The sequence below is a fragment of the Microbacterium azadirachtae genome (assembly GCF_025583665.1).
In the GTDB taxonomy this organism is placed as follows: domain Bacteria; phylum Actinomycetota; class Actinomycetes; order Actinomycetales; family Microbacteriaceae; genus Microbacterium; species Microbacterium azadirachtae.
The window spans coordinates 847,669-861,042 of record NZ_CP099706.1 but is presented as its reverse complement, the minus strand read 5'-3'; the positions used below and the strand labels follow the sequence as shown (position 1 = coordinate 861,042).

Here is a 13,374-nt window from a genome sequence, read left to right as displayed (position 1 = left end):
TCAGAGCGAGTCCGCCGCGATGCGGAGCTGGGCCTTCACGAGCACGGTGGTGTCGGCGTGCGTGACGACGAGATCGATGCGCACCGCGGTCCCGTCGACGGCTCCGACCTTGGCCGTGATCGCGACGTCGGCGCCCGCCTGCGGGTCGACGACCACCGGACGGGCGAAGCGCACGCCGTAGTCGAGCACGCGCGCGGTGCCGGGAAGCGCCGCGATCGCGACCGACGAGGCCACCCCCATCGTCAGCATCCCATGGGCGAGAACGCCCGGCAGACCGACCTCGGCGGCGACGTCGTCGCGGTAGTGGATCGGGTTGAAGTCGCCGGATGCCCCGGCGTAGCGCACGAGCGACTCGCGCGTGAGATGCACGGTGCGCTCGGCGATGATGTCTCCGACGTTCACGCGCCGGCCTCCTCTGCGTCTTCGGCGGGCGCGTCGCTCACGAGCAGGACGCTCGTCGCGGTGACCACGTGCGCGCCGGACGCGTCACGGATCTCGGCGTCGCTCGTGATCATGGCTGCGGGGCCCATGGCCCGGATCCCGGTGACGGTCAGCTGCGCGGTCAGCTCGTCACCGGCGACGATCGGACGCGTGTAGGCGAAGCGCTGCTCGGCATGGATGGTGCGCGACAGCACGATCCCGGAGTCCTCCAGCCCGAGCAGCTGCTGCAGGGTGAGGTCCTGGACGACCATCGCGAACGTGGGCGGGGCGACGACGTCGGAGAACCCGAGCGCCTGGGCGGCCGCCACGTCGGTGTGCTGGGGGGCGTCGGCGAACACGGCGCGCGCGAACTCGCGCACCTTCTCGCGGCCGACGAGGTAGGGGGCCGTCGGCGGGAACTCCCGGCCGACCAGTTCAGGATTCACGGGCACCCCTCGATCCTATCGACCGGGATCCCGGCGCCGCCGAGCAGGCGCTCAGGCGGTGCGGGTCCGGCGACCCCGGATCGCCTTGAGCGCCATCTGCACGGCGATGAAGACGAGGTAGACCGCGAACAGCACGTTGCCCCAGAACGGGTCGATGAGGGTGGCGAGCCAGGCGCCGAGCGCGGTCGTGGTGCACGCGGCCACGCCCACGAGGGCCGCCGCGAGCAGGTCGACGTTGTGATGGCGCAGGTTGCCGATCGTGCCCGAGATCGCCGTGGGGATCATCATGAGCAAGGACGTCCCCTTCGCGACGAGATCGCTCGTGCCGAACGCGAGCATGAGTGCGGGGACGACCACGATGCCGCCGCCGACGCCGATGAGGCCCGCGAGCACGCCCGTGAACAGTCCGAGCACGAGCAGCAGCGGGCCGCTCACCCAGGTCAGCTCCAGCACGGCGCCGCGCGACGGGATGACGAGGAACAGGCTCACCACCACGACCGCGAGGAAGCCGACGAATCCCCAGCGCAGCGCGGTCTGCGAGATCCGGGGCAGCAGCCGGGTGCCGATCTGCGCGCCGACGACGGATCCGGCCGCGAGGATGATCGCGGGGATCCAGGCCACCGCATCGTGCACGGCGTAGGAGATCACGCCGACCGCGGCGGTGGGCACGATCGCCGCGAGCGAGGTGCCGGCGCCGAGGCGCTGGTCGAATCCCAGCAGGAGCACCAGCAGCGGCACGATCACGGTGCCGCCGCCCACGCCGAACAGACCCGAGAGGAGTCCCGCGGCGAGGCCGATCCCGATGAAGGAGGCGACGGCCCGCGGTCCTCGCATGCGCTCCACGACGCCGTCTCCCACATCCGCTCCCGTCCGCCGTCCGGGGCCGGGCAGCATCGTCCAGCGTAGTCCGGGCCGGCTCAGCGCCCGGCGAACCGCGGCGAGCGCTTCTCCTGGAAGGCGGCGAAGCCCTCGCGGTAGTCCTCGGTGTCGCAGAGGGCGGCCTGTGCCGCGTTCTCCTGGCTCATCGACTCCCAGAGGCCCAGGCGCTGGTCCCGCAGGGCCGCGACGAGACGCTTGCTCGCGACGAAGGCCGCCGTGGCGCCGTCGGCGGCGCGCGCGGCGGCGGCGAGCGTCGCGGCGAGCACGTCCTCCGCCGGCAGGGCCTGCGAGAACAGTCCCGCGGCGACGGCCTCGGTGCCGGTCATCAGGCGCCCGCTGTAGATCAGATCGAGGGTGCGGTGCGCGCCGAGCCGCTCCACGAACAGGGCGTGCCCGCCCGAGTCCAGCGTCGCGCCGAGCGCGGCGAACGGGGATCCGATCTTCGCGGAGTCGGCGACGTACACCACGTCGGTGGCGATGAGCAGCCCGAGGCCGACACCGAGGCACGCGCCCTGCGCGGCGGCGAACGTGGGCGCGGGGAACGCCGCCATCCGCTGCAGCACGGGCGTCACCAGGCCGTCGAGGTAGCCCATCACGTCGTCGTCGCGCGGATCCACGCCCGAGATGTCGCGTCCGGCGCAGAACGCCCGGCCCTCGCCGCGCAGCACGAGCGCGCGCACCCCGGCGCGCTCCGCCTCGGCGTAGGCGTCGCCGAGGTCGCGGACGGCCTGCTCGTCCAGTGCGTTGAGCTTCGAGGGGTTGTCCAGCACGACGTGCGCGATGCCGGCGCCGGACGGCGTGCGGACGATGTCGAGGTCGATCACGGGCTGCTCCGTTCGGTTCGGCGGCTCAGACGTCGTAGTCGACGACGACGCGGTCCGTCGTGGGGTGGGACTGGCAGGTGAGCACGTAGCCGCGGTCGAGCTCTTCCTGCTCCAGCGCGTAGTTCTCGGTCATCGTGACGGAGCCGTCGACGAGGCGCGCACGACAGGTGCCGCACACGCCGCCCGCGCAGGCGAAGGGCACGTCCGGCCGCACGCGCAGCGCCGCGTTCAGGATGGACTCGTTCGCGGACACCGGAGTGTCCACCGAGCCCGACTGGCCGTCGAGCGTGAACTCGATCGTGCGCACCGGCTCGTCCTCGCGCACCTCGACGGGACGACCGGCCTCGGGCCGCTCCTGCCCGGGCTCCCCCGTCGTGAACAGCTCGTAGCGCACGTGCGCGGGCTCCACGCCGATGTCGGCGAGGGTGTCGCGGCACAGCTGCACCAGGTCGAACGGCCCGCACAGGAACCACTCGTCCACCGTCGCGGGGAGCACAAGCGCATCCAGGATGCCGCGCAGGCGCGCTTCGTCGATCCGCCCCGACAGCAGGGGTGCGGAGCGCTGCTCGCGGGTGAGCACATGGTGCACCGCGAAGCGCGTGGGATAGCGGTCCTTGAGATCGGCGAGATCGTCCAGGAACATGACGTCGGTCGCGCGGCGGTTCGTGTAGACGAGGGTGAACCTGCTGCTCTCCGACCGCGCCAGCACGGTCGCCGCGAGCGCCATGAGCGGCGTGATCCCGGATCCGGCCGCGATGCCGACGACATGCGCCTCGTCCAGGGCGTCCAGCGCCGAGGTGAACGTGCCCTGCGGGCTCATCACGTCGATCCGGTCGCCCTCGTGCAGCTCGCTCTGCGCCCAGGTCGAGAAGCGTCCGCCGTGGTCGCGCTTGATCGCGACGCTGACCGACCCGCGCGCGGGCGGGCGGCACAGCGAGTAGGAGCGCCGCACCTCGTGCCCGTCGAGCTCGGCGCGCAGGGCGACGTGCTGCCCGGCGAGGTAGCCGAACTCCCCCGCGAGCTCCTCCGGAACCGCGAAGGTGACCTCGATCGCGTCGGCGGTGAGCGGGCGCACCTCCTGCACGGTGAGCGTGTGGAAGCGCGCGCGCCGCCGCGGCGACGTCGCCGGGGAGCCGCCGCCCGAGGCTCCCCCGACGACGCTGTGGAGCAGGGCGCCCGCGATGCGCTCGGCGTCGGCCTCCGCGGCGCGGACCGGCGAGGCGGGGGCGGCCGGATGCCAGAGCGCCATCAGATCGCCTTGAAGTGGTCGAAGGGCTCGAGGCAGGCGCGGCACTCGTAGAGCGCCTTGCACGACGTGGAGCCGAAGCGGGAGATCTCGCGGGTGTCCAGCGAGCCGCAGCGCGGGCAGCGCACGCCGAGCGCGATGCGCACCGGGCCCTGCCGGTGGGCGGCGCCCCCGGTGGGCGGCGCGATGCCGTATTCGGTGAGCTTGCGCTTGCCCTCGTCGCTCATCCAGTCCGTGGTCCAGGCCGGCGAGAGCACGAGGCGCACCTCGACCTCGCCGAAGCCGGCGTGGGTGAGGGCCAGCTCGACATCGTCGCGGATCGCGTCCATGGCCGGGCATCCGCTGTAGGTCGGCGTGATGTCGACCCGGATCCGGTCGCCCTCGACGGCGACGTCGCGCAGCACCCCGAGGTCCTCGATGGTCAGCACCGGCACCTCCGGATCCTTCACCGCGGCGGCGGCCTCCCAGGCGCGCTCGCGCAGCCCGGTCACCACGTCGCCCCCGGGTGGCGGCGGGCGAGCACCTGCATCTCGGACAGCAGGTGCCCGAGCCCGGTGGCGTGGGATCCGTGACGCCCCCCGCCCGCCGAGACCGATCCCGAGGGGATCCCGAGCTCCGCCTCGGCGAACACGGCCGCGATGACCGCATCGAAGCCCGGCCGCAGGGACGAGGGCCGCACCGCCGCGCCGTCCAGGCGGTCGATGAGCGGCTCGTCGCGGAAGAGCTCGGCGGCGTAGGGCCACACGTCGGCGAACGCGCGGACGATCCGGCGTCGCGACTCGTCGGTGCCCCCGGCCAGGCGCAGCGTCCACTGCACAGCGTGGTCGCGGTGGTAGTCGACCTCCTTGACCGCCTTCTCGGCGATCGCGGCGAACGTCGGATCCGTGCTGGCGCGCAGGGCGGAGTACAGCTCGAGCAGGTAGGTGCTCGCGAGGAGCTGCCGGGCGATCGTCTGCGCGAAGTCGCCGTTGGGCTGCTCCACGAGCCAGCAGCTGCGGAACTCCGGCTCGTCGCGGAAGTAGGCGAGGTCGTCTTCGCTGCGCCCGTCCCAGGACCCGGCGTAGCGCAGGAACGAGCGGGCGTGCCCGAGCAGGTCCAGGGCGATGTTGCCCAGCGCCACGTCCTCCTCCAGCTCGGGCGCGTACGTGATCCACGCGCCGAGCTGCTGCGACAGGATCAGGGCGTCGTCGCCGAGCCACAGCGCGTACTCTGCGATGTCGGCCGAGGCCGCGCGCTCCCCCGACCCGGCGAGCTCGGCGCTGAGCCAGAGCTCGTCGACCGTGACGTCACCGTGCGGGTCAGACCATGACGGAGGAGATCCGGTCGCATCGGCCGCTGGGGACGGTTCCGGCGGCAGGATCTCCTGCGTCGTATCCCGGGGCTCGGCGTTCACAGGTGCGGCACCCCCTCGGATGCCGTGTAGTACACGGCGTGGCGGTAGTTCTTGCCGGCGGGGCTCTCGAAGAACGCGCCCTTGTCGTCCGGGTCGCTCGTGGTGATCGCGTCGGCAGGAACGACCCAGACCGACGTGCCCTCGTTGCGCCGGGTGTACAGGTCGCGCGCGTTGCGCAGCGCCATATCGGCGTCGGGGGCGTGCAGGGATCCGACATGCACGTGGCTGAGCCCGCGGTTCGCGCGCACGAACACCTCGTACAGGGGCCAGGTCTCCTCCGGGGATGCGCCGGGGGTCGTCATGCCGCCACCTCCTGCCGCACGGTCTGCTTGCGGGCGTACTCCGCCGCGGCCTCGCGCACCCAGGCGCCCTCTTCGTGCGCGTCGCGGCGACGCTGCAGCCGCTCGGCGTTGCACGGGCCGTTGCCGCGCACCACCTCGAAGAACTCGTCCCAGTCGATCTCGCCCATCGCGTACTGCCCGGTCTCCGCGTCGTAGCGGAGCTCGGGATCCGGCAGCGTCACGCCGAGGATCTCCGCCTGCGGCACGAGCATGCCGACGAAGCGCTGGCGCAGATCGTCGTTCGAGAAGCGCTTGATCTTCCACTGCATCGACTGCGCCGAGTTCGGCGACTGGTCGTCCGGCGGACCGAACATCGCCAGCGCGGGCCAGTACCAGCGGTTCACCGCGTCCTGCGCCATCGCCCGCTGCTCCTCGGATCCCTGCATGAGGGTGAGCAGGATCTCGAACCCCTGCCGCTGGTGGAACGACTCCTCCTTGCAGATCCGCACCATGGCGCGTCCGTACGGTCCGTACGAGGCCCGGCACAGCGGCACCTGGTTGCAGATCGCGGCGCCGTCGACCAGCCAGCCGATCGCGCCCATGTCCGCCCAGGTCGGGGTCGGATAGTTGAAGATCGAGGAGTACTTCGCCTTGCCGTCGATCAGCTGCTGCATCATCTCGTCGCGCGTGATCCCGAGGGTCTGGGCGGCAGAGTAGAGGTAGAGCCCGTGCCCGGCCTCGTCCTGCACCTTCGCCATGAGGATCGCCTTGCGCTTGAGGCTCGGGGCGCGCGTGATCCAGTTGCCCTCGGGCTGCATGCCGATGATCTCGGAGTGCGCATGCTGGGAGATCTGGCGGATCAGGGTCCTGCGGTACGCCTCGGGCATCCAGTCGCGCGGCTCGATCCGCTGCTCGTTCGCCACGAGCTCGTCGAACAGCGCCTGTGCGCCGAGGTCCTCGGCCGCCGTCACCGGTGGAACAGTCATCGTCGACTCCCTGTGCTCATCCGTCTGCGGTCATCCACGCATCGTGAATTACCTACCGTTCGTACAGTAATTATGGCACACTCGTATCGTTCGCAGAAGAACAGCCCTTCTCGAACCGGATCCCGCCCGTCCGGATCCGCACGCATCGTTCGAAGGAGAGCCGATGACCGAGCCTGTCGCGCAGCTGCGCCCGATGATGCGGCGCGATCGCGCATCCCACGCGCTCGGCATGCGCGTCGTCGTGGACGAGCCCGGTCGCGCCGTCGTCTCGATGGTCGTGCGCGACGACATGCTGAACGGCTTCGACATCACGCACGGCGGGCTCGTGTTCGCGCTCGCCGACACCGCCTTCGCGATCGTCTGCAACGAGGACGAGCAGGTGACGGTCGCGGCCGGCGCCGACATCACGTTCCTCAAGTCCACGCACGCCGGCCAGGAGCTGACCGCCACGGGCGCCCGCCGTGCGCGCAACGGCCGCACCGGGCTCTACGACATCACCGTGACCGACGAGACCGGCGACGTCGTCGCCGAGTTCCGCGGCCGCTCGATCACCACCAACCGTCCCTTCCCGGAGGAGAGCGCATGACCGACATCGCGGCGGAGCCGGCGTCGAACGCCGAGGCCGTGCACCTGGACCCCGAGCGGCTGCGCGCCCTGCAGCTCGAGCGGCTGCAGTGGTCGGTGCGCCACGCCTACGAGAACGTGCCGTTCTACCGGCTCGCGTTCGAGCGCGTCGGCATGCTTCCCGACGACGTCCGCTCGCTCGCCGACCTCGCGCGGCTCCCGTTCACCACCAAAAGCGATCTGCGCGAGTACTACCCGTTCGGCATGTTCGCCGTGCCGATGTCCGACGTGCGGCGGATCCATGCCTCCTCGGGCACGACGGGGCGGCCGACCGTGGTCGGCTACACGCAGGCCGACCTGGACAACTGGGCCGACCTGATCGCGCGGTCGCTGAGCGCGGCCGGCGTGCAGCCGGGCTGGAAGGTGCACAACGCCTACGGTTACGGCCTGTTCACCGGCGGCCTGGGCGCGCACGCGGGAATCGAGCGCCTCGGCGCGACGGTGATCCCGATGTCGGGCGGCCAGACCGCCAAGCAGGTGCAGCTCATCCACGACTTCGAACCCGACGCGATCATGTGCACGCCGACGTATCTGCTCACGATCGCGGACGCGATGGAGGAGGCCGGGATCGATCCGCGCTCCACGTCGCTCAAGGTGGGCATCCTCGGGGCCGAGCCCTGGACGAACGAGATGCGCCATCAGATCGAGCAGCGGCTGAACATCGACGCGGTCGACATCTACGGCCTCAGCGAGGTCATTGGGCCCGGCGTCGCGATGGAGGCGGCCGCCACGAAGGACGGCCCGCACATCTGGGAGGACCACTTCCTGCCCGAGATCATCGATCCCGCCACCGGCGAGCCGGTGCCCGACGGCGAACCCGGCGAGCTCGTCTTCACCTCGCTGACGAAGCAGGCCTTCCCGGTGATCCGCTACCGCACCCGAGATCTGACTCGGCTGCTGCCCGGATCCGCCTATCCCGCGATGCGGCGGATGGAGAAGATCACGGGGCGTGACGACGACATGATCATCCTCCGCGGCGTGAACCTCTTCCCGACGCAGATCGAGGAGATCGCACTCGGGATCGAGACGCTGACCCCGCACTTCGTCCTGGAACTGACGCGGCAGGGGCACCTCGACGCGCTGAAAGTGCGCATCGAACGGCATCCCGAGATCGACGCGGCGAGCGCGGTCGCGGCCGCGGAAGTGCTGAAGCTGCGGATCAAGACGTCGATCGGCACCTCGGTGGACGTGCAGGTCGAGGAGCCCGGCGCCCTCCCCCGCAGCGAGGGCAAGTACAAGCGGCTCTACGACCTCCGCTGACCCCGTCCCGGTCGGCTGCGCCGGCCTCGCTCGACGACCTCAGGCCGCGGGGGTGAGCTCCTTCTCCACGAGCGTCAGCACATCGTAGGTCGCGACGACCTCGTCGCGCTGGTTGTGGATCACCGCGTCCCAGCGCACCTCGCCGTAGGCGTCGGTCTCCCTCGGGGTGATCTGCTTGGCGGTGAGCGTGACCCGGATCGCGTCGCCGGGCTTCACCGGGGTGACGAACCGCAGGTTCTCCAGTCCGTAGTTCGCGAGCACGGGTCCGGGCTCGGGCGAGACGAACAGGCCCGCGGCCCACGACACCAGCAGATAGCCGTGGGCGACCCGTCCGCCGAAGAACGGGTTGGCCTCGGCGGCCTCCTCGTCCATGTGCGCATAGAAGGTGTCGCCCGTGGAGTGCGCGAACGCCTCGATGTCCTCCAGCGACAGCGGACGCAGTCCCGACTCCACCTGGTCGCCCAGCCGCAGCTCGGCCAGGGACTTGCGGAACGGATGCACGGCGCGGTCGGTGCCCGCGCCGGTGTGCCACACGCCTGTGATGGCGGTGAGGATCTCCGGCGTCCCCTGGATCGCCGTGCGCTGCATGAAGTGCCGGACGGCGCGGATCCCGCCGAGCTCCTCCCCGCCCCCGGCACGGCCGGGACCGCCGTGCACCAGGTGCGGGACCGGCGAACCGTGGCCCGTCGAGGTGCGCGCGTCGTCGCGGTTGAGGAAGAGAACCCGGCCGTTGTACGCGGCGATGCCCGCCAGCAGCTCGGTCGCGACCTGCGGGTCGTTCGTGGCCACGCTCGTGACGAGGGACCCGCCGCCGCGGCCGACGAGCTCCGCGGCCTCGGCGACCGTCGAGTACCCGAGCACGCTCGAGACCGGGCCGAACGCCTCGACCTCGTGCACCGCCGGCGCCGAGGTGTCGGCGAACCCGACGAGCATCGGCGCGACGAACGCCCCTTCCGGGGCGGGCCCGGTGGTGCCGTCGGCGCGCAGGACCTCGGGTGCGTCGGTCGATCCCAGGAGCAGCTCGCCGCCGGCGGCACGGAGGGCGTCGACCTGGCGCAGCACCTCGTCGCGCTGCGCGGTCGAGACGAGCGGGCCCATGGTGACCTCGGCGACGTGCGGATCGCCGATGACCACGCGCTCGGCGATCTTCGCCCGCAGCGCGTCGACGAGCGGAGCCACCAGCGGCGCCGGCACGATCGCGCGCCGGATCGCGGTGCACTTCTGTCCTGCCTTCGTGGTCAGCTCGATCATGAGCTGCTTCACGTAGGCGTCGAACTCAGGAGTGCCGGGCACCGCATCGGGGCCGAGCACGGAGGCGTTGATCGAGTCGGTCTCGCTCGTGAAGCGCACCCCGTCGGCGGCTTGGGCGCGCAGGCCCGCGGCGGTCGACGCGCTGCCGGTGAACGCGACCAGGTCGCCGAGGCGGAGCAGGTCGAAGATCCCGGGGAGGGATCCGCTCACGAGCTGCAGCGACCCGTCCGGCAGCAGTCCCGAGTCGACCAGGATCCGCACCCAGGCCTCGGCGACGTACGCGGTTGGCGTCGCGGGCTTCACGATCGACGGCACGCCCGCGAGGAACGCGGGGGCGAACTTCTCCAGAGCGCCCCACATCGGGAAGTTGAAGGCGTTGATCTGCACGGCCACGCCGGGCAGGCGCGTGTACACGTGCCGGCCGAGGAAGGATCCGTCCTTCGACAGCGGCTCGACGGGGCCGTCCAGGAGCACGGTGGCGTTCGGGAGCTCGCGACGCCCCTTCGAGGAGTAGGTGAACAGCACGCCGATGCCGCCGTCGACGTCGGCATCGGAGTCACGGACGGTGGATCCGCTGCGCTTGGACAGCTCGTAAAGCTCCTCCTTGTGCTCGGTGAGCACGACGGCCATCTGCTTGAGCAGCAGCGCGCGCTGGTGGAAGGTGAGCGTGCCGAGGCTTCGCTGCCCCACGGTGCGCGCGTACTCCACCGCGCCCGCCAGGTCGATCCCCGTGGCGTCGATCCGGACGATCTCCTCGCCGGTGGACGCGTCGCGGACCACGGTTCCTCCCGTCCGGGTGCCGTCCTCGTCAGTGGTTCCGCGAGGGGACGTCCACCAGGCGCCCTGCAGGTAGCTCGGCAGCAGATCGGTCATCTCACTCGCTCCATTCGTAGAATCCGCGGCCGGTCTTGCGGCCCAGGTGTCCGTCGGCGACCAGATCGCGCAACAGCTGCGGCGGCGCGAACCTCTCGCCGAGCGCGGCGTGCAGCTCCTCCGCGATCCCGAGGCGCACGTCGAGTCCGACGATGTCGGTCGTGCGCAGCGGGCCGGCGGGATGCCGGTAGCCCAGCTCCATGGCGGCGTCGATGTCCGCCGCCGTCGCGACGCCCTCCTCGAGCATGCGGATCGCCTCGAGCGCGAGGGCCACGCCCAGCCGGCTGGACGCGAAGCCGGGTGCGTCCGCCACGACGACGGGCGTCTTGCCGAGGGCCTCGGTCCAGCCCCGGGCGTCGTCGACGAGCTCCTGGTTCGTGGATCCGCCGACGACGATCTCGATGAGCGACGAGGCGGGCACGGGGTTGAAGAAGTGCAGTCCGAGGAAGCGCTCCGGGTGCTGCAGCGCCGCGGCGAGGTCGTCGATCGAGATGGACGACGTGTTGGAGGCGATCGCGGCCGTGCGGCTCACCGCCGCCTCGATCCGGCGCAGGCTCTCGGACTTGAGCGCGCGGTCCTCCGGAACCGCCTCGATCACGAGCTCGGCATCGGCGAACGAGCCCGCGTCGACGCCCGTCTCCAGCGCGTTCTCGAGCGCCGCGATGGCCCGCGTGGTGCTGCCGCGGTCCACCGAGCGCTGCAGACTGGCGCGGATCCGCTCGCCCGCGGCCGCGGCGCTCGCCTCATCGCGCTCGACGACGACGACCTGTGAGCCGGCGAGCAGGAACGCGTGCGCGATGCCCGCGCCCATCCGCCCGCCGCCGAGCACGCCCACGCGCGCCGGCGTCGAGGTCTCGCTCAGGGGTTCCGGATCCTGTCCGCTCATCGGCGGCTCCTCCGTTCCAGGAAGGCGGTCATCCGCCGATGCTTCTCGGGGCTCTCGAACAGCTCGGCCTGCAGCTCCAGCTCGATCGCGGGATGCGCGTCCGGCGCCGCACGGAGCGCAGTCTTGGTGCACCGGGTGGCGAGCGGGTCGTTGGCGGCGATGCGATCGGCGATCGCGTGCGCCGCGGCCAGCAGATCCTCGGACTCGTGCAGCGACGACAGCAGCCCCCACTGCAGCGCTTCGGCCCCGGTCAGCGCGCGTCCGGTGAACAGCAGCTCCGCCGCTCGCGCCTCGCCGACGATCTGCGGGAGACGCCACGTCGCACCGGCCGCGGCGATGATGCCGAGTCCGGTCTCCGGGTTGCCGATGCGCACCCCCGGCGTGCCGATGCGGATGTCGGCCGCGTACGCGAGCTCGGCGCCGCCGCCGAGCGCATAGCCGTCGACCGCGGCGATCACCGGCATCGGAAGATCCCTGATGCGCCGGAATGCCGTCGTGTTGATGCCTGCCCGGGCGTCCTGCGCACGGCGATCGCGCAATTGGGCGATATCGGCCCCCGACGCGAAGACGCCGTCGGCGCCGATCAGGATCAGGATCCGCGGATCCGCCTCGAGCTCCGCGCACAGGGCGTGCAGCTCGTCGATCATCGCCTGGTCGATCGCGTTGCGCGTCTCGGGGCGGTCGAGCGTCGCCGTGACCCGCTCGGCGGTGCGCTCGATGCGCAGCCGGCGCTCGACGCCCGTCACCGCACCCGCTCCAGGATCATCGCGGTGCCCTGGCCGACGCCCACGCACATGGTCGCGAGACCGTACCGGGCGCCTTCCCGCTCCATCCGGCCGAGCAGGGTGAGGAGGAGACGGCTGCCGCTGGAGCCGAGGGGGTGGCCGAGGGCGATCGCGCCGCCGTCCGCGTTCACGATCTCGGGGTCGAGGCCGAGGCGGCGCATCGAGGCGAGCGACTGAGACGCGAACGCCTCGTTCAGCTCGACCGCGCCGAGGTCCGCCGCGGTCAGCCCGGCCTTCGCGAGCGCCTTCTCGGTCGCCGGCACCGGCCCGAGGCCCATGATCTCCGGGGCGAGCGCGGCCGACGCCGACGCCACGATACGGGCGCGCGGCGTGAGACCGTGCCTTTCGATCGCGGCGGATCCGGCGACCACCAGGGCCGAGGCTCCGTCGTTGAGCGACGAGGAGTTGCCCGCCGTGACCACGCTGCCGCCGGCGACGACCGGGCGCAGTCCCGCGAGCGCCTCCAGGCTGGTGTCACGGCGCGGCCCCTCGTCGGTGTCGACGACCGCTCCCCGCGGTGCGGGCACGGCCACGATCTCCGGGGCCAGGCGCCCGGCATCGATCGCGGCGATCGCGCGCTCGTGGCTGCGCAGCGCGAAAGCGTCCGCGTCCTCGCGGGTGATGCCGTCCCGTCGCGCCACCTCCTCGGCGGTCTCGGGCATCGAGAAGGTGGCCTTGTCGCGCGCGACCAGACGCGGGTTGGCGAATCGCCAGCCGATCGAGGTGTCGAACGCCTCGCCCGGCTTCGCCCATGCCCGCTCCGGCTTCGCCTGCACCCAGGGGGCCCTGGTCATCGACTCGACGCCGCCGGCGACCATCACGTCGGCATCGCCCGCGCGGATCGCCTGCGCGGCGAGCGCGACCGCGGACATGCCCGATGCGCACAGACGGTTGACGGTCATCGCGGGGACCGAGTCCGGCAAGCCCGCGAGCAGCACCGCCATGCGCGCCACGTTGCGGTTGTCCTCTCCCGCCTGATTCGCCGCGCCGAGGAGCACCTCGTCGATCGCCTCGTCGCCGACGCCCGCGCGGTGCACCGCCTCGCGGACGACGAGCGCGGCCAGATCGTCGGGGCGGACACCGGCGAGCGCACCGCCGTAGCGGCCGACCGGCGTGCGCGCTCCGTCGATCAGGTAGGCGTCCGACATGCTGGTCCTCCGGGTCTTCGTCGACGGGGCGATCCCGGCCGGGAGCGAAGAGCGCTTGTTTCCCGACCGATC

The 13,374-nt window shown here is 71.9% G+C and carries 15 protein-coding genes; 2 read left to right on the top strand and 13 right to left on the bottom strand.

Annotated features, from left to right (window positions below; genetic code table 11):
- The 9 genes from NFX31_RS04055 to paaA all read right to left on the bottom strand — a co-directional run bounded on the left by NFX31_RS04055 (position 1) and on the right by paaA (position 6,475).
- On the bottom strand, positions 1-402 hold the full coding sequence (locus NFX31_RS04055) for a MaoC/PaaZ C-terminal domain-containing protein (protein ID WP_262956845.1): 402 nt from the start codon (positions 400-402) through the stop codon (positions 1-3).
- Positions 399-872 (bottom strand): FAS1-like dehydratase domain-containing protein, encoded by a 474-nt coding sequence (locus tag NFX31_RS04050; protein WP_045250737.1) that lies wholly within the window; start codon positions 870-872, stop codon positions 399-401. Before NFX31_RS04050 ends, NFX31_RS04055 begins: the two co-directional genes overlap by 4 nt.
- Before the next feature lie 45 nt (positions 873-917).
- Positions 918-1,700: a sulfite exporter TauE/SafE family protein gene (locus NFX31_RS04045; RefSeq protein ID WP_045250796.1), complete on the bottom strand. Its 783-nt coding sequence runs from the start codon at positions 1,698-1,700 to the stop codon at positions 918-920.
- Positions 1,701-1,783: 83 nt separating this feature from the next.
- Entirely contained in the window at positions 1,784-2,569 is a 786-nt protein-coding gene (locus NFX31_RS04040; protein WP_262956844.1) for an enoyl-CoA hydratase/isomerase family protein, read from the bottom strand.
- A 25-nt stretch (positions 2,570-2,594) separates the two neighbouring features.
- On the bottom strand, positions 2,595-3,818 hold the full coding sequence (paaE, locus tag NFX31_RS04035; protein ID WP_091481411.1) for a 1,2-phenylacetyl-CoA epoxidase subunit PaaE: 1,224 nt from the start codon (positions 3,816-3,818) through the stop codon (positions 2,595-2,597).
- On the bottom strand, positions 3,818-4,306 hold the full coding sequence (gene paaD, locus NFX31_RS04030) for a 1,2-phenylacetyl-CoA epoxidase subunit PaaD (protein WP_374700614.1): 489 nt from the start codon (positions 4,304-4,306) through the stop codon (positions 3,818-3,820). Before paaD ends, paaE begins: the two co-directional genes overlap by 1 nt.
- Positions 4,303-5,175 (bottom strand): 1,2-phenylacetyl-CoA epoxidase subunit PaaC, encoded by an 873-nt coding sequence (gene paaC, locus NFX31_RS04025; RefSeq protein ID WP_420847444.1) that lies wholly within the window; start codon positions 5,173-5,175, stop codon positions 4,303-4,305. Before paaC ends, paaD begins: the two co-directional genes overlap by 4 nt.
- A 29-nt stretch (positions 5,176-5,204) precedes the next feature.
- Positions 5,205-5,510 carry a 1,2-phenylacetyl-CoA epoxidase subunit PaaB gene (gene paaB, locus NFX31_RS04020; protein WP_045250734.1) on the bottom strand — a complete coding sequence of 102 codons (306 nt, stop codon included), beginning with the start codon at positions 5,508-5,510 and terminating at the stop codon, positions 5,205-5,207.
- Positions 5,507-6,475 carry a 1,2-phenylacetyl-CoA epoxidase subunit PaaA gene (paaA, locus tag NFX31_RS04015; protein ID WP_262956843.1) on the bottom strand — a complete coding sequence of 323 codons (969 nt, stop codon included), beginning with the start codon at positions 6,473-6,475 and terminating at the stop codon, positions 5,507-5,509. Before paaA ends, paaB begins: the two co-directional genes overlap by 4 nt.
- 163 nt (positions 6,476-6,638) lie before the next feature.
- Here paaA and paaI point away from each other — a divergent pair, with 163 nt between their 5' ends.
- Both paaI and paaK read left to right on the top strand, forming a co-directional pair.
- On the top strand, positions 6,639-7,061 hold the full coding sequence (paaI, locus tag NFX31_RS04010) for a hydroxyphenylacetyl-CoA thioesterase PaaI (protein ID WP_045250732.1): 423 nt from the start codon (positions 6,639-6,641) through the stop codon (positions 7,059-7,061).
- Entirely contained in the window at positions 7,058-8,359 is a 1,302-nt protein-coding gene (gene paaK, locus NFX31_RS04005) for a phenylacetate--CoA ligase PaaK (protein ID WP_262956842.1), read from the top strand. Before paaI ends, paaK begins: the two co-directional genes overlap by 4 nt.
- A 39-nt stretch (positions 8,360-8,398) precedes the next feature.
- Here the strand turns inward: paaK and paaZ are convergent, their stop codons facing one another.
- From paaZ to NFX31_RS03985, 4 genes are read right to left on the bottom strand one after another with little or no spacing between them, the layout of a single operon-like run.
- Positions 8,399-10,483, bottom strand: coding sequence for a phenylacetic acid degradation bifunctional protein PaaZ (gene paaZ, locus NFX31_RS04000; RefSeq protein ID WP_262956841.1), 2,085 nt, complete (start codon positions 10,481-10,483; stop codon positions 8,399-8,401).
- 1 nt (position 10,484) lies between these two features.
- Positions 10,485-11,369, bottom strand: coding sequence for a 3-hydroxyacyl-CoA dehydrogenase family protein (locus NFX31_RS03995; protein ID WP_045250729.1), 885 nt, complete (start codon positions 11,367-11,369; stop codon positions 10,485-10,487).
- Entirely contained in the window at positions 11,366-12,115 is a 750-nt protein-coding gene (locus tag NFX31_RS03990; RefSeq protein WP_262956840.1) for an enoyl-CoA hydratase/isomerase family protein, read from the bottom strand. The genes NFX31_RS03995 and NFX31_RS03990 overlap by 4 nt, the downstream gene beginning before the upstream one ends.
- Positions 12,112-13,302, bottom strand: coding sequence for a thiolase family protein (locus NFX31_RS03985; RefSeq protein WP_045250727.1), 1,191 nt, complete (start codon positions 13,300-13,302; stop codon positions 12,112-12,114). Before NFX31_RS03985 ends, NFX31_RS03990 begins: the two co-directional genes overlap by 4 nt.
- Between the last annotated feature and the right edge of the window lie 72 nt (positions 13,303-13,374).